Annotated in this window: 18 protein-coding genes and 1 tRNA gene; 16 read left to right on the top strand and 3 right to left on the bottom strand. The window is 68.3% G+C overall.

Annotation, left to right across the window (positions count from 1 at the left end):
• Positions 1-158: 158 nt before the first annotated feature.
• The 16 genes from rplU to AC3ZJJ_RS06685 all read left to right on the top strand — a co-directional run bounded on the left by rplU (position 159) and on the right by AC3ZJJ_RS06685 (position 13,799).
• Entirely contained in the window at positions 159-467 is a 309-nt protein-coding gene (rplU, locus tag AC3ZJJ_RS06760) for a 50S ribosomal protein L21 (RefSeq protein ID WP_373970569.1), read from the top strand.
• 46 nt (positions 468-513) lie between these two features.
• On the top strand, positions 514-768 hold the full coding sequence (gene rpmA, locus AC3ZJJ_RS06755; RefSeq protein ID WP_435728682.1) for a 50S ribosomal protein L27: 255 nt from the start codon (positions 514-516) through the stop codon (positions 766-768).
• Between the two features lie 122 nt (positions 769-890).
• Positions 891-2,459 (top strand): GTPase ObgE, encoded by a 1,569-nt coding sequence (gene obgE / locus AC3ZJJ_RS06750; RefSeq protein WP_489894764.1) that lies wholly within the window; start codon positions 891-893, stop codon positions 2,457-2,459.
• 2 nt (positions 2,460-2,461) lie between these two features.
• Positions 2,462-3,601, top strand: a complete 1,140-nt coding sequence (gene proB / locus AC3ZJJ_RS06745) for a glutamate 5-kinase (protein WP_489894762.1) — start codon at positions 2,462-2,464, stop codon at positions 3,599-3,601.
• Between the two features lie 69 nt (positions 3,602-3,670).
• A complete protein-coding gene (locus AC3ZJJ_RS06740) occupies positions 3,671-5,044 on the top strand; it encodes a glutamate-5-semialdehyde dehydrogenase (RefSeq protein WP_489894760.1) in 1,374 nt (457 codons plus the stop codon).
• A gap of 96 nt (positions 5,045-5,140) precedes the next feature.
• Complete coding sequence (locus tag AC3ZJJ_RS06735; protein ID WP_489894758.1) at positions 5,141-5,368, top strand: hypothetical protein; 228 nt, start codon at positions 5,141-5,143, stop codon at positions 5,366-5,368.
• Positions 5,361-5,993 carry a nicotinate-nucleotide adenylyltransferase gene (gene nadD / locus AC3ZJJ_RS06730; RefSeq protein ID WP_489895723.1) on the top strand — a complete coding sequence of 211 codons (633 nt, stop codon included), beginning with the start codon at positions 5,361-5,363 and terminating at the stop codon, positions 5,991-5,993. The genes AC3ZJJ_RS06735 and nadD overlap by 8 nt, the downstream gene beginning before the upstream one ends.
• A gap of 15 nt (positions 5,994-6,008) precedes the next feature.
• Positions 6,009-7,133, top strand: a complete 1,125-nt coding sequence (locus AC3ZJJ_RS06725) for a hypothetical protein (RefSeq protein WP_489894756.1) — start codon at positions 6,009-6,011, stop codon at positions 7,131-7,133.
• A gap of 40 nt (positions 7,134-7,173) precedes the next feature.
• On the top strand, positions 7,174-7,668 hold the full coding sequence (rsfS, locus tag AC3ZJJ_RS06720; protein WP_489894754.1) for a ribosome silencing factor: 495 nt from the start codon (positions 7,174-7,176) through the stop codon (positions 7,666-7,668).
• A gap of 90 nt (positions 7,669-7,758) precedes the next feature.
• Positions 7,759-7,831: transfer RNA gene (locus AC3ZJJ_RS06715), tRNA-Ala, on the top strand.
• Positions 7,832-8,334: 503 nt separating this feature from the next.
• A complete protein-coding gene (gene nrdH / locus AC3ZJJ_RS06710) occupies positions 8,335-8,580 on the top strand; it encodes a glutaredoxin-like protein NrdH (RefSeq protein WP_489894752.1) in 246 nt (81 codons plus the stop codon).
• A gap of 36 nt (positions 8,581-8,616) precedes the next feature.
• On the top strand, positions 8,617-9,111 hold the full coding sequence (gene nrdI, locus AC3ZJJ_RS06705) for a class Ib ribonucleoside-diphosphate reductase assembly flavoprotein NrdI (protein ID WP_489894750.1): 495 nt from the start codon (positions 8,617-8,619) through the stop codon (positions 9,109-9,111).
• 17 nt (positions 9,112-9,128) lie between these two features.
• Positions 9,129-11,249: a class 1b ribonucleoside-diphosphate reductase subunit alpha gene (gene nrdE, locus AC3ZJJ_RS06700; protein WP_489895721.1), complete on the top strand. Its 2,121-nt coding sequence runs from the start codon at positions 9,129-9,131 to the stop codon at positions 11,247-11,249.
• 99 nt (positions 11,250-11,348) lie between these two features.
• A complete protein-coding gene (gene nrdF, locus AC3ZJJ_RS06695) occupies positions 11,349-12,323 on the top strand; it encodes a class 1b ribonucleoside-diphosphate reductase subunit beta (RefSeq protein WP_489894748.1) in 975 nt (324 codons plus the stop codon).
• 110 nt (positions 12,324-12,433) lie between these two features.
• Entirely contained in the window at positions 12,434-12,886 is a 453-nt protein-coding gene (locus AC3ZJJ_RS06690; RefSeq protein ID WP_489894746.1) for a hypothetical protein, read from the top strand.
• Positions 12,887-13,229: 343 nt separating this feature from the next.
• Positions 13,230-13,799: a DUF4192 family protein gene (locus AC3ZJJ_RS06685; protein WP_489894744.1), complete on the top strand. Its 570-nt coding sequence runs from the start codon at positions 13,230-13,232 to the stop codon at positions 13,797-13,799.
• A 150-nt stretch (positions 13,800-13,949) separates the two neighbouring features.
• Here AC3ZJJ_RS06685 and AC3ZJJ_RS06680 read toward each other — a convergent pair whose 3' ends face one another.
• From AC3ZJJ_RS06680 to AC3ZJJ_RS06670, 3 genes are all read right to left on the bottom strand, one after another.
• Positions 13,950-14,801, bottom strand: a complete 852-nt coding sequence (locus AC3ZJJ_RS06680) for an AfsR/SARP family transcriptional regulator (RefSeq protein ID WP_489894742.1) — start codon at positions 14,799-14,801, stop codon at positions 13,950-13,952.
• Between the two features lie 189 nt (positions 14,802-14,990).
• The gene (locus tag AC3ZJJ_RS06675; protein ID WP_489894740.1) at positions 14,991-15,521 is read right to left on the bottom strand and encodes a hypothetical protein; all 531 of its coding nucleotides are present in this window, start codon (positions 15,519-15,521) and stop codon (positions 14,991-14,993) included.
• Between the two features lie 163 nt (positions 15,522-15,684).
• Positions 15,685-18,993: an ATP-binding protein gene (locus AC3ZJJ_RS06670; RefSeq protein ID WP_489894737.1), complete on the bottom strand. Its 3,309-nt coding sequence runs from the start codon at positions 18,991-18,993 to the stop codon at positions 15,685-15,687.
• Positions 18,994-19,214: the final 221 nt, after the last annotated feature.

Here is a 19,214-nt window from a genome sequence, read left to right as displayed (position 1 = left end):
CCGGCGGGCCGAACTAGCGTAATCTTGATCTTCGGTGCGAACGCCAGCTAATCGGAATTTCCGCTCGGCGTGACAGCACGGCGCAAACCCGGAGCTTTCTGTTTTGGGTGCCTTATGCGCAGTTAGAGTAATAAACGTCGAGAGAAGTGAGTACCAAAGTGGTGTACGCGATTGTCCGCGCTGGCGGCCGCCAGGAAAAAGTCTCTGTTGGAGACTTCGTAACCCTTGACCGCGTCCCCGTGGCAGCTGGCGGCACCATTGAGCTCCCAGCCCTGCTTCTGGTCGATGGCGACAAGGTGACGTCCGCAGCCAATGAATTGGCCAAGGTTACGGTGACCGCCGAGGTTCTTGAGAACCTCCGTGGCCCGAAGATTGTCATCCAGAAGTTCAAGAACAAGACCGGCTACAAGAAGCGCCAGGGATTCCGTTCCGCGCTGACGAAGGTCAAGGTCACCTCCATCGCCTAAGGCGCCGGAGACCAGTTTCCCCCCGATTTGAAGGTAGGCACATTCAATGGCACATAAGAAGGGCGCGAGTTCCACTCGCAACGGCCGCGACTCCAACGCTCAGTACCTGGGCGTGAAGCGCTTCGGCGGGCAGGTGGTTTCCGCTGGCGAGATCATCGTTCGCCAGCGCGGCACCCACTTCCACCCGGGAGCCAACGTTGGCCGCGGAGGCGACGACACCCTGTTCGCCCTCGCCGCCGGCGCCGTCGAGTTCGGTACTCGCCGTGGCCGCCGCGTTGTGAACATCGTGGCCGCCGACTAGTTAGTACGGCGAAACCAAGTTTTACTAGACTGGAGGGTGGGCCGTTCGGCCCGCCCTCCAGTCGTATTTCAGCATCACCGTGCCGCCACCCTGGTGGCACACCCTATTGAGGAGTCCCGGCAGTGGCAGCGTTTATAGACCGCGTGGTCCTTCACGTATCCGGTGGAACCGGAGGCCACGGCTGTGTCTCCATCAAGCGTGAGAAGTTCAAGCCGCTGGGAGGCCCCGATGGCGGCGCCGGCGGCAACGGCGGGGACGTCATTCTGCGTGTGGACCAGCAGACAACCACGCTTCTGGACTACCACCACGCCCCGCACCGCCACGCCAGCAACGGTGAAGGCGGCAAGGGAGACATGCGTCCGGGCCGCCACGGCGAGACGCTCATCCTCCCGGTCCCCGAGGGCACGGTCGTCAAGAGCCCCGACGGCACCATCCTCGCGGACCTCGTTGGCGAGGGCAGCGAGTTCGTCGCCGCCTCCGGCGGCTTGGGCGGGCTCGGCAACGCCGCCCTGTCCTCGCAGAAGCGCAAGGCTCCCGGCTTCGCGCTCCTGGGGATCGCAGGCACGGGGCGGGACATCGTCCTCGAGCTCAAGACGGTCGCGGACATCGCCCTGGTGGGCTATCCGTCCGCCGGCAAGTCCAGCCTGATCGCGGCGATCTCGGCCGCGCGCCCGAAGATCGCCGACTACCCCTTCACCACGCTTGTGCCCAACCTTGGCGTGGTCCAGGCCGGCGACGTCCGCTTCACGGTCGCCGACGTCCCCGGACTCATCCCCGGCGCGAGCGAGGGACGGGGCCTCGGCCACGAGTTCCTTCGGCACGTCGAGCGCTGCGCGGCGCTCGTGCACGTGTTGGACTGCGGCACGCTCGAATCGGACCGCGATCCCATCTCCGACCTGGACACCATCCAGGCCGAGCTCGACGCTTACGAGGTCGACTCCAGCTTCGCCGGCGCCGACGGCCAGATCGTTCCGCTGAACGAACGCCCCCGCCTGGTCGCCCTCAACAAGGTGGACATGCCGGACGGCGACGAGATGGCACGATTCGTGCGCCCGGAACTCGAAAAGCGCGGCTACCGCGTCTTCGAGGTCTCCGCGCTGAGCCGCACGGGCCTGCGCGAGCTGACGTTCGCGATGGCCGGCCTGGTCGAGGAGGCGCGCGCGCTCATCGAGGCCGCCCCGCCGATCGCGCCGGTGCAGGTCGTCCGTCCGCGCGCCGTCAACTCCAAGGGCTTCGACATCCGCCGCGAGGAGCGCAACCTCGAACCGCTCTTCCGCGTCCTCGGCGAGAAGCCGATCCGCTGGGTCAAGCAGACCGACTTCACCAACGACGAGGCCGTCGGCTACCTGGCGGACCGGCTCGCCAAGCTGGGTGTCGAGGACAAGCTGTTCCGCATGGGCGCCAAGCCCGGCGACGCCGTGGTCATCGGCGACGACTACGACGGCGTCGTCTTCGACTGGGAGCCCACCATGGCGGCCGGCGCGGAACTGCTCGGCTCGCGGCGCGGCCACGACGTGCGCCTCGAAGAGCTCAACCGTCCGACGCGCGAACAGAAGCGCCAAGACCACCAGGACCGCAAGGACCGCCGTGAGGCGGCGCGCCAAGAGCTTGAGGCTGAACGCAAGGCAGGCATCTGGACGGAGTCCGTCAACCACAAGCACCAGCAGCGTCCGTCGGCAGACGGCGAGTAGCCATGCGGGAGAACCGGAAACCGTCGGCGGTCACGGAGCCGGCGGACCTGGCCCGCGCGCGCCGGGTGGTGGTGAAGGTGGGCTCCTCCTCGCTGACAACCATCGGGGGCGGCATCTCCGAGGGGGCCCTGGCCTCGCTTGTGGATCGGCTGGCCGCGGTCCGCAACGCCGGCACCGAACTCATCCTGGTCTCCTCCGGAGCCATCGCCGCAGGGCTGGCGCCGTTGGGGCTGGCGCGCCGGCCACGCGATCTGGCCACCCAGCAGGCTGCCGCCAGCGTGGGACAGGGCCTGCTGATGGCGCGCTATACGCAGGCGTTCGGCGCCCACGGCGTCAACGTAAGCCAGGTTCTGCTCACCGCCGACGACCTGATCCGCAGGCAGCAGTACGCGAACGCCTTCCGCGCCCTCAGCCGCCTGCTCACCCTCGGCGTCGTTCCCGTCGTGAATGAGAACGACACCGTGGCCACGCACGAGATCCGCTTCGGGGACAACGACCGCCTCGCCGCGCTGGTGGCCCACTTGGTGAAGGCCGACGCCCTGGTCCTCCTCTCCGACGTCGACGCGCTCTACGACGGGCCGCCCACCGCGGGCGCCACCAGGATCCCCCGGGTTGACTCGGCGGAAGACCTCGACGGAGTGCTGATCGGGAACGCCGGCAAGGCCGGGGTAGGAACCGGGGGCATGGCCACCAAGGTCGAGGCCGCCACGATGGCCGCCGAATCGGGCATTCCCGCGTTGGTCACCTCCACCGACAACGCCGCCCGGGCCCTGGCGGGCGAAGACGTCGGCACCTGGTTCTCCTCCAGGGGAAACCGCCGCCCCGCCCGCCTCCTGTGGCTGGCCCACCTGGCGAGCACCCGCGGCCGCCTGGTCCTCGACGACGGGGCCGTCGCGGCGGTCTCGTCCGGCGTGAGGTCCCTGCTGCCCGCCGGCATCACGGCTGTGGACGGTGACTTCGAAGCCGGGGATCCCGTGGAGATCGCGGACAACGCCGGCCGCGTTGTGGCCCGGGGTCTGGTCAACTACTCGTCCCAGGAGCTTCCGGAAATGCTGGGGCGCAGCACGCGCGAGCTAGCCCGCAACCTCGGGCCGCACTACGAGCGCGAGGTCGTCCACATCGACGACCTGGTCGTGGTCTAGGGGCGGTACCGCCGTCGATTGGCGTCGCAACATGCCGGCCCCGGCGCGGCGCGGGACTAAACTGGCGACATGACCCAGGATGTCCACCACGCCGCAAAATCCCCGCTCGCCGACGAACAATCCGCCGCCGCGCCCACCCCTCCGGTCTCGGAGAGCGGAGCGGTCCCGGGGGCGTCGAGCGGATCCGCCGAGGCCGCACAGGCAGTGGACGCCATGGCGGACCGTGCCCGCGCGGCGTCGCGACACCTGGCGCGCGCCAACCGCGACTGGAAGGACCGCGGCCTCGCGTCCATCGGCCGGGCGCTGGACACCCAGCGACGCGCCGTGCTCAAGGCCAACCGCCGGGACGTGGACCGCGAACGCGCGGCCGGCACGTCGGAGGCCTTGCTGGACCGGCTCCGCCTCGACGACGCGCGTATCGACGGGCTCATCTTGGCGCTTCAGGAGTTGGCGTCGCTGCCGGACCCCGTGGGTGGCGTGCTGCGGGGCCAGACACTTCCCAACGGCCTGCGCATGCGGCAGGTGCGCGTCCCCATGGGTGTGGTCGGCGCCATCTACGAGGCCCGGCCGAACGTCACGGTCGACATCGCGGGGCTCGCGCTCAAGAGCGGCAACGCCGTGATGCTGCGCGGTGGATCGGCCGCCGCCGAGACCAACCGCGCGTTGCTGCACCTGATCCGCGACGCCCTGCGCGACGCCGGCCTGCCCGCGGACGCCGTGCAGAGCGTCGACGAGTACGGCCGTGACGGCGCGAACGCACTGATGGGCGCCCGGGGCAAGGTCGACGTGCTGATTCCCCGCGGAGGGCGCTCCCTGATCCAGTCGGTCGTGCAGAACGCCAAGGTTCCCGTCATCGAGACGGGGGAGGGCAACGTCCACATCTTCCTGGACGAGTCCGCGGACGTCCGGGCCGCCGTAGACATCCTGCTCAACGCCAAGACGCAGCGCCCGTCGGTCTGCAACACGGTCGAGACGCTCCTGATCCACCCGGCATCTTCCGCGGCGCCCACCGTCCTGGCGGCACTGTCCGCCGCGGGCGTCCGGCTCCACGCGGACCCCCGCGCGGCAGTGCTTGCCGGGGACACCCCCACCGTCCCCGCGACCGAGGACGACTGGGGGACCGAGTACATGAACCTGGACCTTGCCGTGGCCGTCGTCGATTCCCTCGACGACGCGTTGGAGCACATCCGGCGCTGGTCCACCGGCCACACCGAAGCCATCCTCACCAACAGCCTCGCCAACGCCGAGCGGTTCATCGCGGAGGTCGACTCCGCGGCGGTGATCGTCAACGCGTCCACCCGCTTCACGGACGGGGGACAGCTGGGCCTGGGGGCGGAGGTGGGCATCTCGACGCAAAAGATGCACGCGCGCGGTCCCATGGGGCTGCGCGAGCTCACCACCACCAAGTGGATCGTCCAAGGCGACGGCCACGTCCGTTCGTAGAGGCTTGGCTGAATAGGTACGATAGAGGCCAAGCAGCTACAACTTCCGTGCGCCGGTTCCACCCGGGCCGTGCGGATGAACCAATCTAGGAGAAACATGCTCACTCAGCAGTTCGCAACCGTGCTGGCCACCGCCGTGGAGGCCGAAGCGGAGTCCGCAACCGGAGCCGCACTGTTGGTCGGCGGGAGCATCATGGCACTGTTCCTCCTGCTGCTCCTGGTGACCGTTTCCTTCTCGAACGTGGGCCGCCGCCACGAGGCGCACGCCGAGATCCCCGACGCGCACCGCCAGCACGCCAACAAGCACGGCGTCGAACATCACTAGCAGGGCGGCGGCGGAGGGGTCCTCAAGGCCGCTCCGCCTCGGTGTTATGGGCGGAACCTTCGATCCCATCCACCACGGCCACTTGGTGGCGGCCAGCGAGGTTGCCGCCGAGTTCGGCTTGGACGAGGTTGTGTTCGTTCCCACGGGCAGGCCCTGGCAGAAGTCGGATCGAGACGTCACCGATTCCGAGCACCGCTACCTGATGACCGTGGTCGCCACGGCGTCGAACCCCAGGTTCACGGTCAGCCGGGTGGACATCGACCGCCCGGGACAGACCTACACCATCGATACCCTCCGCGACCTGCGCCGGCTCCGCCCGGACGCCGAACTGTTCTTTATCACGGGGGCGGACGCGATGGCACAGATCCTCTCCTGGAAGGACATCGACGAGCTGTGGAGCCTGGCGCACTTCGTCGGCGTCACGCGGCCCGGGCACGAACTGCCGGACCTGGGACGGCAAGACGTCAGCCTGCTGGAGGTTCCCGCCATGGCGATCTCCTCCACGGCCTGCAGGCACAGGGTCAAGGTCCACAAGCCGGTCTGGTACCTGGTGCCGGACGGGGTGGTCCAGTACATCGCCAAGTACGAGTTGTATAGTGACGACGGCGGCGCCGACAGCGCCTAGCCGGGAATGGACAGCATGAGCGACGACCAAGGGTCCGCGGTAAGCCGTCGGTCCCTGCGCGAGCAGCGGAGGGCCGGGGAGACGGCCCGAACCTCGGTGCGCGCCGACGCCGGGCCCGGCCCGTCGTCTCCGTCGACGAGTCCGTCCACAACTCGGGACCGTTCGCCGGAAAGCGGGGGAGACGCGTCCTCCGGCGCCGGGCAGTCCATCCGCTCCCGCCGCGCGGCGGACGCTCCGCTCGACGCGCTCCCCGGCTCCACCGAACGCACCTCGCTGGAGCGCGCCAGGGACCGCGAGGCGCTCCGCGCGCAGCGCCGGGCGGTGGCAGGGCTGGAGCCCAGTACGGGGGCAGGGGAGGACCCCGCCCCGCTCACGCGCCGACAGCTTCGCCTGCAGGCGTCGGGCGCGGCCGAGGCCGCCGCGAGTCGGCTTCCCGCGGTGTCCACCACTTCTTCCGGCGCGGATCGGGGCCCGGCGCAACGCGGCGGGGACAGACCGGTCGGGCATGCGACAACGGAGAGCGAAATGAGCGTCGAGGCGGCGCTGGCCGCCAGACGACGGCAGTCCGCCGCCGACACGGACGGAGTCGACGCGCACGGTGCCGTCGGCACCGACGAGACAGGACTGCTGGACCTGGAGCGGCTCGCTGCGCAGCGAGAGCATGCCGTGCGCGCGGCCGTCATCGGCCAACGCGTCGCCGAGCGTAGAAGGTTGGAGCAGTCCAACGCGGACGGGATCCAGCGCGTGGGATCGGACCCCTTCACGGGGGCCATGAAACAACTCCGGGATCCGCAGGCGGAGAAGGACCTGGCCAACACCGGGATCAGGGGCCCGCAGACCAGTGGGTTCAGGCTGGAACTGGCGCCCGGGACCGGAGCGCCATCGGAGACCGCTCCACGGGCTTCCTCCCCGGGGCCCCGGGAGCCCCCGCCCGCGGCGGCCGGCCGTGCCGACACGCCGCTTCCGGCGGCCGGAGCCACACCACTGAGGGCCGACAAGGCGCAGGGACTGGATCCACTCGACTACTTGACCGCCGGCGTGCGGCGGGCCAACCGGCTCGCGCTCGTCGTCCTTGGATCGCTGGTCCTCGGGGGCGCCGCCCTCGTGACCGGATTGATCTTGATCGTCAACTCACGCTAGGCGTCAATTGCCGCCAGCGACACCAACCACAAGGAGCACAGTGACCGCTACAGATCACTCCCTCGAAGTCATCCGCACCGCAGCGCTCGCCGCCGCGGACAAACTCGCCGAAAACCTCGTGGCGCTCGACGTCAGCGAACGCCTGGGGATCACCGACGCCTTCCTGATCGCCTCCGCGTCCAGCGAGCGCCAGGTCAACGCCATTGTCGACGGGATCGAGCACGCGCTCGGCGAGTCGATGGACCTCCGCCCCGTGCGCCGCGAGGGCCGGGGCGAGGGCCGCTGGGTGCTCCTCGACTACCTCGACGTCGTCATCCACGTCCAGCACGACGAGGACCGGGTCTTCTACGCCCTGGACCGACTGTGGAGCGACTGCCCGCTGATCGAGCTGCCCACCACGGGCGAGGCCGGCAAGTCCGCGGCCCAGCCGGACGGCGCCGCGCCCTCACTCGACGGCGCTTCCGCCAACGGGGCGGACCAGGAGGACGTCGACGGCGCCCCCGAGTCGAGCCCGGGCGGCACCGCCCACAGCTAGACCCGCGCCGCTGATTTGCGCGGCGTATTTGTGGTGCCCTATGATGGATGAGTTGTCCACCGGATTGATCCGGACGGACGGCCTCCGTTCGGGGGTATGGCGCAGTTGGTAGCGCGTCTGCATGGCATGCAGAAGGTCAGGGGTTCGAATCCCCTTACCTCCACCGAACAAGTGCCCCAGGGCACGGCACCCCGGTCTTATGACCGGGGTGCTTTTTGTTGTCATGGGCCCGGCCGTCGGGCGAGGCGAGGCCCCCGACTCCGTCGCGGCCGCGGGGGCGCGTTTGCGCCGCCGCGGCGACACCTCTCGGGCCCCTCACGCGACACGCCGAGCCGCGGGCGACACGCTGGTTCCCCGAGCTGTGCACGACCACTCCACAGCCTGTGGACGACGACGGCAAAAGGGCGGATTCCCGCGGGAAAAATGTCCGCCTTTCTCCACACGGGCTGTGGACTACCGGGTCCACGAATGACATACTTGTAATACATCATCTAGGGGTCAACGCGCCCGGCTTGCACAACATGTAGTATTGAAATCGCTGGAGCGGCCTAAGGGGTCGGCACGGGAAACAACCCGAAACCGCCCCTTTCCGACCGTCGTCGAGAACGCCGGAGGACCGGGCCGGCAGCACATATATCAGACTTTCCGCACGAGGGGATCACGGCCATGACCGTCACGGTTTACACGAAGCCAGCATGCGTCCAATGCAACGCAACCTACCGCGCACTGGACAAGAAGGGCATTGCCTACCAGAGCGTGGACATCTCGCAGGATCCGGAGGCGCTGGAGCGCGTCCGGGCGCTCGGGTACATGCAGGCCCCGGTCGTCATCACCGAGGCAGACCACTGGTCCGGTTTCCGCCCGGACAAGATCAACGAGCTGGCGCTGGCCGCGGCGTCCGCCGTCGCCTAGGCGACAAACACCCACCACGTCGACAAGGCGGTTCCGATGCCACTAGCCGCAACGGTGGCCCCCGGCCGGCCCCCGCGAGGGCGGGGCGAAGAGGCGGCCGGGCCGACCACCACGGACACGGCGCTGGTCCACTTCTCCTCGATCTCCGGGTACACGCAGCGGTTCGTCGAGAAGCTGGGCATCGAGTCCGCGCGGATCCCGCTGTACGCGAGCGAGCCGGAACTCGTGGCAACCCGCCCCTACGTCCTGGTCCTCCCCACCTACGGTGGGGAGGAGGGGCGCCACTCGATTCCCCCGCAGGTCATGCGGTTTCTGAACAATCCGCGGAACAGGAGCCTGCTCCGCGGCGTGATCGGCGCCGGAAACACCAACTTCGGAACGGCCTACTGCCTGGCGGCACGAAAGATCTCCGCCAAGTGCGACGTTCCGCTCCTCTACAGATTTGAACTCATGGGCACGCCTGAAGACGTGGACCTCGTACGCCAAGGATTGGAACAGTTTTGGACACAACAGTCGCAGAGTCGGCCGTGACCACGGACGGCAAGGAAATGCCCGCCTCATTCGAGGGGCTTGGCTACCACGAGCTCAACGCAATGCTGAACCTCTACGGCCAGGACGGCCGCATCCAGTTCAGCGCCGACCGCGCCGCGGCGCGCCAGTACTTCCTGCAGCACGTCAACAACAACACCGTGTTCTTCCACGATCTCGACGAGAAGCTCGAGTACCTCCTCAAGCACGACTACTACGAGCGCGAGACGCTGGACCAGTACACGATGAACTTCGTGCGCGACCTTTTCTCCCGTGCGTACAAGAAGAAGTTCCGCTTCGAGACGTTCCTCGGCGCCTTCAAGTTCTACACGTCGTACACGCTCAAGACGTTCGACGGAAAGCGCTACCTCGAGCGCTACGAGGACCGTGTGTGCATGGTCGCCCTGCACCTGGCACGCGGCGACGAAGAGCTCGCCACACAGCTTGTCGACGAGATCATCGACGGCCGGTTCCAGCCGGCCACCCCGACATTCCTCAACGCCGGCAAGAAGCAGCGCGGCGAGCTTGTCTCCTGCTTCCTCCTGCGCATCGAGGACAACATGGAGTCGATCGCCCGCGGCATCAACTCCTCGCTGCAGCTCTCCAAGCGCGGCGGCGGCGTGGCCCTGTCGCTGACGAACATCCGCGAGTACGGCGCGCCGATCAAGCAGATCGAGAACCAGTCCTCCGGCGTGATCCCCGTGATGAAGCTCCTCGAGGACAGCTTCTCCTACGCCAACCAGCTCGGCGCCCGCCAGGGTGCCGGCGCGGTGTACCTCCACGCGCACCACCCGGACATCTACCGGTTCCTGGACACCAAGCGCGAGAACGCCGACGAGAAGATCCGCATCAAGACGCTGTCCCTCGGCGTCGTGATCCCGGACATCACGTTCGAGCTCGCCAAGAAGAACGAGGACATGTACCTGTTCTCCCCGTACGACGTGCAGCGCGTCTACGGTGTCCCCTTCTCCGACATCTCCGTCACGGAAAAGTACTACGAGATGGTCGACGACGCGCGGATCAAGAAGACGAAGATCAGCGCCCGCGAGTTCTTCCAGACCCTGGCCGAGATCCAGTTCGAGTCCGGCTACCCGTACCTGATGTTCGAAGACACGGTGAACCGCGCCAACCCGATCAAGGGCAAGATCACCATGAGCAACCTCTGCTCTGAGATCCTGCAGGTGTCCTCGCCGTCCGTGTACGGGGACGACCTGGGCTACGAGGTCGTCGGCAAGGACATTTCCTGCAACCTCGGTTCGATGAACATCGCCAAGACCATGGACTCTCCGGACCTCGGCGCCTCGGTCGAGACGGCCATCCGCGCGCTGAGCGCGGTCTCGGACATGTCCTACATCGGCTCGGTGCCGTCGATCGCCGAGGGCAACCTGCAGTCGCACGCCATCGGCCTCGGCCAGATGAACCTGCACGGCTACCTGGCGCGCGAGCGGGTCCACTACGGCTCCGAGGAGGGGTTGGACTTCACCAACATCTACTTCTACACGGTGCTGTTCCACGCCCTGCGCTCGTCCAACCGCCTCTCCATGGAGAAGGGCGAGACCTTCGGCGGCTTCGCCGAGTCGAAGTACGCCTCCGGCGAGTTCTTCGACAAGTACACGGACCAGGAGTGGACCCCTCAGACCGAGCGCGTCCGCGAGCTCTTCGACGGGATCCACATCCCCACCGAGCAGGACTGGTTGGAGCTGAAGGCCTCCGTCATGGAGCACGGCATCTACAACCAGAACCTGCAGGCGGTCCCGCCGACCGGATCGATCTCCTACATCAACAACTCGACCTCGTCGATCCACCCGGTGGCGTCGAAGATCGAGATCCGCAAGGAGGGCAAGATCGGGCGCGTCTACTACCCGGCGCCCTACCTGGACAACGACAACCTGGAGTACTACGCGGACGCGTACGAGATCGGCTACGAGAAGATCATCGACACGTACGCCGTCGCCACGCAGCACGTGGACCAGGGCCTGTCGCTGACGCTGTTCTTCAAGGACACGGCCACCACGCGCGACATCAACAAGGCGCAGATCTACGCATGGCGCAAGGGCATCAAGACGCTCTACTACATCCGTCTCCGCCAGCTCGCACTGGAGGGCACCGAGGTCGAGGGCTGCGTCTCCTGCATGCTGTAGTCGCCGCCGGCGCAACGTACGACGGCGGGTGCCCACCCGCCGTCGTACGCGTAAAATCGAACCACCCTTCGCAATGCTCAAGGAAAGTCAGGGGATGACATGACCGAGAAGGTCAAGCTGCTCAGCCACGTCGAAGCGATCAACTGGAACCGCATCCAGGACGAGAAGGACGTCGAGGTGTGGAACCGGCTCGTCAACAACTTCTGGCTGCCCGAAAAGGTGCCGCTGTCCAACGACGTCCAGTCCTGGGGAACGCTGACCGAGGCCGAGAAGCTGCTCACCATGCGCGTCTTCACGGGCCTCACGCTTCTGGACACGCTCCAGGGCACCGTCGGCGCCGTGTCGCTGATCCCGGACGCGATCACCCCGCACGAGGAGGCCGTCTACACGAACATCGCGTTTATGGAGTCCGTGCACGCCAAGAGCTACTCCTCGATCTTCTCCACGCTCGCCTCCACGAAGGAGATCGACGACGCGTTCCGTTGGTCCACGGAGAACGAGAACCTGCAGAAGAAGGCGCGCATCGTCGAGGGCTACTACCACGGCGACGATCCGCTGAAGAAGAAGATCGCCTCCACGCTGCTGGAGTCGTTCCTCTTCTACTCGGGGTTCTACCTGCCGATGTACTGGTCCTCGCGGGCCAAGCTCACCAACACGGCCGACCTCATCCGCCTGATCATCCGCGACGAGGCCGTCCACGGGTACTACATCGGCTACAAGTTCCAGAAGGGCATCGAGTCCCTGAGCGAGGAGCGCAAGCAGGAGCTGAAGGACTACACGTTCGAGCTGCTGTTCGAGCTCTACGAGAACGAGGTCCAGTACACGCACGACCTGTACGACGGCGTGGGCCTGAGCGAGGACGTCAAGAAGTTCCTGCACTACAACGCCAACAAGGCCCTGATGAACTTGGGCTACGAGGCGATGTTCCCGTCCTCCGTCACGGACGTGAACCCGGCGATCCTCTCGGCGCTGAGCCCGAACGCCGACGAGAACCACGACTTCTTCTCCGGGTCGGGATCGTCCTACGTCATCGGCAAGGCCGTGAACACCGAGGACGAGGACTGGGCCTTCTAGGCGGTAGATGCTGGTGCGGTTGATAGGGTCTCTGGCTCCAAGTAATTGGAGCCAGAGACCTCTTTGATTGTTGGGGGAGGCGGCGCCCCTTGGCGCCTCTTGAAGTCGCGGTGACCGATGAGCTCGCAGGTGCGCGCGGTGGTGTGCCGGTCGCCCCACAGGTACGTGAGCTTGGCCGCGAGGCGTTCAGCCCGGCGGTGGGGCGCGCAGCAACCGGAACCCGCGCGACCGCCGCGGTGACCGACATCGAGCGGCTCGACCAAGACTACGAGGAATACACGGTCGAGCTTGACGGCGACCGAAGGCTCCTGATGTACGGGTGGACCGTGCCCGATGCGGACGTCGGCGGTGACACCGAACTGGCCTTGGACGCCGGCGATCCGGACACGGTCCACATCGCGAGCCCGGGGAACTGGGATCCGGACTGGAGGCACGATCTCTTGATCCTGCTGTTCTTCCCCGGGCTCGCCCTGACGGGAACCGGTTGGGTTGCCGTCAAACTCATCCCAAGGGACGTGCAGTGGCTCGGCAGGGTCGGCCGGATGGCCGCGGCCCGCCCGTGAACGAAGCTCCGGGCCGCGGCGTCGATCCTTCGAGTCAGCTTCAAGCGCCCGTCAAGAGCAGGGGCGCTGAATGGGAGTGCGGCATTCAGGAACTAAGGCCGTGAATCCGGAGCACCGGCAGGAAAGGACGCTCCGCACCAGCCCCACTTCGCTCCCAAAGGAACCTTCGGTGTTTCAGACCATGTCAGCCCGCGGCGACTACGCTCCCGCACAGAGGCTTCCCCCCACCGGCGCAGCCTGGGGGATCGCCGCGCAGGACACCCCCGCGTCGCCCGTTCTTCCCACCCGTCCCTCTGCGGGGCCGGAGCACCACACCCGGCCCGTGCATACGGAGGAACCGGCAATGGAGAGGGTCGCCCCGGCCCAGCCCGCCGACGGCCCACCGACCGCCGACGGCAACCAGGCCGAGGCGATTGCGGGGTACACCCGGTACGCGACCCTGCTGGACGCGGCCGAGGCGGAAACGCGGGCCATGGCGCGCGCCAGGCTGGCCCGACTCGTGGACGACTACCGCTCGACCGGCACCGTCGGCTCCGACAACGCCGCGTGGCTGGCCGGAACGTTGGCGCAACCCGGGTTCCGCGACATGCTTGCCGCGTCGCTGTCCACCAGCGACGACGCCGACAATTCATTGGGCGATGCGCTACAGGGCAACATGGCCCCGGAGAGCTGGGACTACCTGCGCACAGCAGCAGACGCGCTCGTCGCCGCCTTGGGACACATTCCCGCCCCGTACCGTGCCGAGGTCCTGACCGTCGTCGGCTGGACTCGCTGGCTGGACGGCAAGTCCGCGGACGCCGACCGGTTCTGCGAGCTGGCGCGGCAAGCCGCCCCCGGTCGCACGCCGGGCGGACGAATGTGGCTCCTGCTGAACCGGCGCCAGCTGCCGGCGTCGGCTCGGCAACTGCACTAGGCGACACACGCCGTACAGCCAGCCAGGGTGCCACGCGTGGCACCTCGGCTGGCTTTTTTGTGGCTTCGGCCGAGGGGGCGACACGCGTCGCCCCCGGCTAGCCTTTTGGTACCTCCAGCCGGGGGCGGAGCCGGGCGCCACGCCCGGCCGTCAGCGCCGTGCCGCTGCCGGGGCGCTCGCCGTCCCGAGTCGGGCGGGGCGTTCCGTTGCGACGTGGACCCGATCCGGCCGGCGCCCGGCAGCGGATGCCACCAGCGCGGAAAGTCGCGGAGAGGGACCGACGCCGAACTCGCTGCGCATGCGCATGGAGAAGTTTTCATGCAACTGGATGACGCGGACGCGGTTGCCACGGGCCAGGTGGGACTTGAGCAGAAGTTCCATGGCGCTTTCCCGCCACGGGTCGACGTCCACGGCACACTGCGCGGCATCGATGGCAAGCGTCGTCTCACCGGCTTCGAGGAACTCTCCGGCGAGGCTTTCCAGCGCACTCAGCCGCAGGTGAAGCCAGTAGTCCTGTTCGCTCAGCACCCAATCCTCGTACCATCCGGGAAGCAGCGCCGCCTCGCGCAGCACCCCGAGCAACTCCAGTCCGCGCTGGACCCGGCGCCCCGGCGTGGCCATGGCCACGTGCTTGCGGATCTCTTCGACATCGATCACGACGCCGTCCGCGAGCGCCACCATCCGTCCGTCGTCCTCGAGGAGGCCGGGCGCCTGGCGCTTGATGGTCCACAGGGTTTCCCGCAGGCTGCCCGACGCGAGCGCCTCTTCGCTCTCCGGCCACAGGATGCCAGCCAGCACGGCCCGGGGCCGGCCGCCCTGCAGTGCCAGCAGGGAGATCAGGCGCTGCTGCCGCAACGTGACTCTTACCGCTCCATCCGGCCCGCTCAGGCGCCATGCTCCGACCAACTGGAGCTTCCACACATGCCGTCCGGGCGAGGCGGCCGCCGCGGCGGGGTCGGGGGAGGGGATTGGAGTGCGTGGTGCCAACTGTTGGGTCGACATGGTTGGTTCCTTCGGGTGAGGGGGGTGGGTCGGTGTGTACTCCAAGGGGGCGCCCGCCCCCATGAGTCCGGTTTGACGACGACTTGCAGCGCGCCGCCGGCCCAACCAAAGGGTCATGGTTGAGCCGGGTCGGCATGCCGGGGCGTTCACGGCATGCCGACCCGGTGGTAGCACGCGGCGGGCGGTGCGTCAGTGGTGGATCGGCGTGTAGTGGCTGCTGTCCCATCCGCTCCAGTGGGTCCAGCCATCGTGGTGCCATTCCTGGTACTTCACCTTGTGGAAGACTTCCTCCCACTCGTCCTCGTAGGGGGTCTCCTCAAGGACCTTGTAGCTGTGCAGGGTGACCCACTTGTCGTGCTTGACGTAGACCTTGTGCCAACTGGAGTGACCGAGGTAGTCGTGGCCGTCGTCGTGCCTTTCGTGTTCGTCGTCGTATTCCCAGCGCTGCTGCTTGATGTTCAGGTACCTGTTTTCGTCGCAGTAGATGCTGATCGGGTAGTCCACCACCTTCTTGCCCCACTTGTGGTGCCCCGTGTAGTAGGGCTTCTTCGCCTTGACGGTGCACGAGTAGTCGTCGTCCGACGACGACGCCGGTGCGGGCGCCGCCTGGGAGGGCGTGGCGAGGACAAGGGGGAGGGCCGCGGCCAGGGCGGCGCCCGCAGCAAGGAGGCTCCTCGCGCGGGAACGGGTGGTGGTGCGTGACGGCTGGCGGATGGGCATAACTGGTTCCTTACGGATCGGCGCTGATTGGTTCGTTCGGAGTCCGCCTCCCCGGTGTCCCGGTGAACGGCGTCTCTCCGTGAATCAATAAGACGCCCGGCCACTTGAGGGCCGCTTGACGCGAACTTGAAGCGCGACTTGAGCCTCCGTGGCCCCGGCCCGACTATGCGCCGGTGCCGGCCAACGCCGCGCGCGCGGCGGCCGTCCAGTGGGTGGATTCCGCACGCTCGGCCACGGCGAGCGCCTGCCGGTAGTGGCCCTCGGCGTCGCCGCGCCGCCCCAACCACAGTGCGAGATCGCCGGCGATCTGCGCCACCGGACCGTGCGCCACGACCGCGGTGTCCGCACCCGCCACCTCGTCCAGATAGGGTTCCAGGGCCTTGTACGCCCATTCGATCCTGGGCCGGTCGTCGAGTCGGAGGCCCGTGATGGCACGCCACACGCTGGTGAGCAGGAACGACGCCTCCCGCGGCACCGGCGGAAGCTCCGCGGCGATCCTCCGCGCGTCGTCCCCGCGGCCCGCGGCCATCAGCGCCTGGGCGTAGACCTCGCGTCCCATCACCGGCCACTTGGCGAAGGCCCCCTCGACCAGTTCCAAGATGTCGGCCATGCGGTCACGCTGCATGGCCAGGCTGATGGTGGTTCCGAGCACCCAGGCCTGGTCCACCTCCCAGAGGCGTGCGCGGGCGCTGAGTTCGGCGGCGACGCGGTACGCCTCCTCCGCCTCCGCGAAGCGCCCGTGAACGAGGTGGCGCAGCCCGACGTACCAGCTGGAGACGGCCAGCGGCGACGGCAATTGATACTTCTCCGCGAGGCGCCGCGTATCCGCGTGGTGCGCGTCGGCGACCCGGAACGACCCCCGCGCGCAGGCGCATTCGGTCATCATGAGATGTGCCACCACCTCGGCGCTGAGGTCGTCGTTCCGGATGGACAACCCCAGCAGCTCCTCGGCGAGCGCGAGGCGGAAACCCAGTTGGCCCGGCAGGTAGGACTGGCGGAAAAGGGACTCGATGGCCTTGCAGAGGAGCCCTGGTTGACCCAGGTCCCTGGCCATGGCGACCGCCTGGGCCGCCGCTTCCCGCCCCCGATCGAGTCCGGACCATTCCAGCTCCAGGGCCAGACAGGTCAACAACTGGCAGCGCAGCGGCGACGCCCCGCCGGGGATCTTCCCGAGCGTGCCCTCGATGACCTCGACCATCGGATCGTCCACCGTTCCGTACTCCTGGTTGACCCACAGGCTCGGAACGTCGTAGGAGACGACGAGGCGGGCCGTCAGCTCGACGTCCCCCAGCCCGGCCGCGTCGCGGAGCGCCCGTTCGCGCAGTTCCCTCGCCGCGGCCGCCTCCCCGCCCAGCGCCGTCGAGCGCACGAGCCGAATGGCGAGCTCCGCCCGCTCGCGGGGGTCGCCACTCCCGGCCGCGTCCAGACAATCCACTGCCTGCCGCCAGAGGGTGGCCGCGTCGCGGAACGCGAACCTCGACTCGGTCTGCTCCGCCGCCGTGCGCGAGTAGCCGATCGCCCGACGCGCCAGGGACGCATTGCCGGAGCGGGCGTAGTGGTGGGCGATGGCGGAGTGGTCCTCGGGATGCACGCCTTCGATCGCCCGCCCGATGCGGGCGTGGAGGTGGCAGCGCCTCATGTGCGAAAGGTCGGCGCTGATCGCCTCCCGGACGATGCCGTGGGCGAACGCGAGTCGCCCGGGCCGGGGCTCGATCAGCAGGCCCGCAAGCAACGCCTGCTCGACGGCCTCGAACTGCGACGCCTCCGGGGCGTCGGCGAGGGCCAGCAGGACGTCGACGTCGGTCTCCATCCCGACGACGGCGAGCGTGGCCAGCAGCGATCGGGCAGCGGCGGGAAGCCGCGCGAGGCGGTGCCTGACCACGTCGCGGACGCCCACCGGAACGCTGGCCAGACTCGTCCCCTCGTCCAGGGTCTCGAGGAGGCTCCCAATCTGGCGCACGAAGAACGCGTTGCCGCCGGTCCACCGGTTGATGGCATCGACCTCTCGGTCCGTGACCGGGCGCGACGTCGTTGTGCGCAGCAGCGCGGCGACTTCGTCGGCCGGAAGGCCGCCGAGCTCCAGCCGGGTCTTGAGCACGGGAAGCAGCCTGCGGACAATGTGCGGGGCTCCGGCGCTTGTCTCCCCGGAATGCTGGATGCAGACGAAGAGGATCGGGTCTTGGGACAGGTCGAGCACCACGCGGTCCAAGATGGCGAGGGTTTCGCTGTCGGCCCTGTGGATGTCGTCCAGCACGACGAGGACCGGGCCGGAGGCCGCCACGTCGTGCAGGAACTCGCCGATCCTCCGGTGCCGGCGGAAGCGCTCGAGGATCGGGTCGGCCCCGTGCCCTGGATCCCGCGGCTCGGCCGCGAAGATCGATTCCAGCGGCTGGTCGAATTCGTCCGGGTGAAGGTGATGGAGTTCGTCGACGATCGCCGCCCAGGGAAGTCCCGCCGGGGCGCCTTCCTCGGCGTCGCATCGTCCCACCGCCACGAACCAACCGCCCGCCCGCAGACGCTTGGACAGTTCCGCAACGAGGCGTGTTTTGCCCGTGCCGGTATGTCCCTCCACAAGCGCCACGTGGGCGGAGTTCTGGTGCGCCGCGCCGGCGGCGGCCATCAGCCGGTCCAGTTCGGCGGTCCTTCCCAAGAACGGATCCGCGCTGGGGGCGGCGGCCGCCTTCGGCGCGGGAGCCGGGGGATCGGACCGCGGGGACGACGACAGCGTATAGGCGTCCTCCCAGAGCGCGGCGGATTGCGCCAGGACGTCGGCCTCGAGCCGTCGGAGGCCAGGACCGGGTTCGACGCCGAGCTCCTCGGAGAGGATACGCCGCGCCCGGCGGACAGCGGCCAGCGCATCGCCCTGCCGGCCGCCCCGGTAGAGGGCCAGGACAAGCAGCTGCCAGACGCTCTCGCGCAGGGGCGCCCGGTCGAGCACAAGTTCCAGGTTCGTCAGCGACTCGGGGATTTGTCCGAGCGCGAGCGAGGCGGCGGCGAGCCTCTCACGCGCTGCGCACCACAGTTCGTCCAGGCGGGAGATCTCCGCGGCCGCCCACGGCTCGCCGGCGAAGTCGGCGTAGGCGGGACCGCGCCACAGCGACAAGGCGTCGATCAGCGAACGCCGCACCTGTTCGTCCGTCAGGCGCCTGGGATCCGCGTCCAGGAAAGCCTGTTCGAACTGCCAGGCGTCGACCTGGTCCCGGTGCAGACTCAGCCGATACCCCGGCGGAACGGTGAGCAGAACGGTGGCCGGCCCGCGGGCCGGCCTGACCGGTTCGAGCACGCGCCGCAGCCGTGAGACGTAGGTCTGCAGGGACAGCAGTGCCCGGGCCGGCGGTTCATCGCCCCACAGGTCGTCCACCAGTCGATCCGCCGAAACCGTCTGTCCCCGGGCCACGAGCAGGCGGGCCAGAACCGCGCGTTGGCGCCAGCCGCCGAGGGCCACAGCCTCATGTCCATCGTGCGCTCCCACTGGCCCAAGTACTCCCAGCGTCACCATGTCGACCACAATAGGCCCCGGTCGCGCATAAGCCATCCCCTAGCCGAGCGCTGCAATCCTTGCCGCGTCGCGCCTGTGGGAGGAGCATTGACGGCATGGACGGGGGTTCGGGCCGCGGCCGGTGGGGGCCGCCGCTTCGTCGTGGATGCCGCCACGGGATGGCGGCGGATTCCGCCCGCTCGGCGACCCGCGCG

This window comes from Arthrobacter sp. AOP29-A2-19 (genome assembly GCF_058138025.1).
Note: the sequence above shows the minus strand (reverse complement) of the source record. Positions and strands in the feature narration are given on the sequence as shown.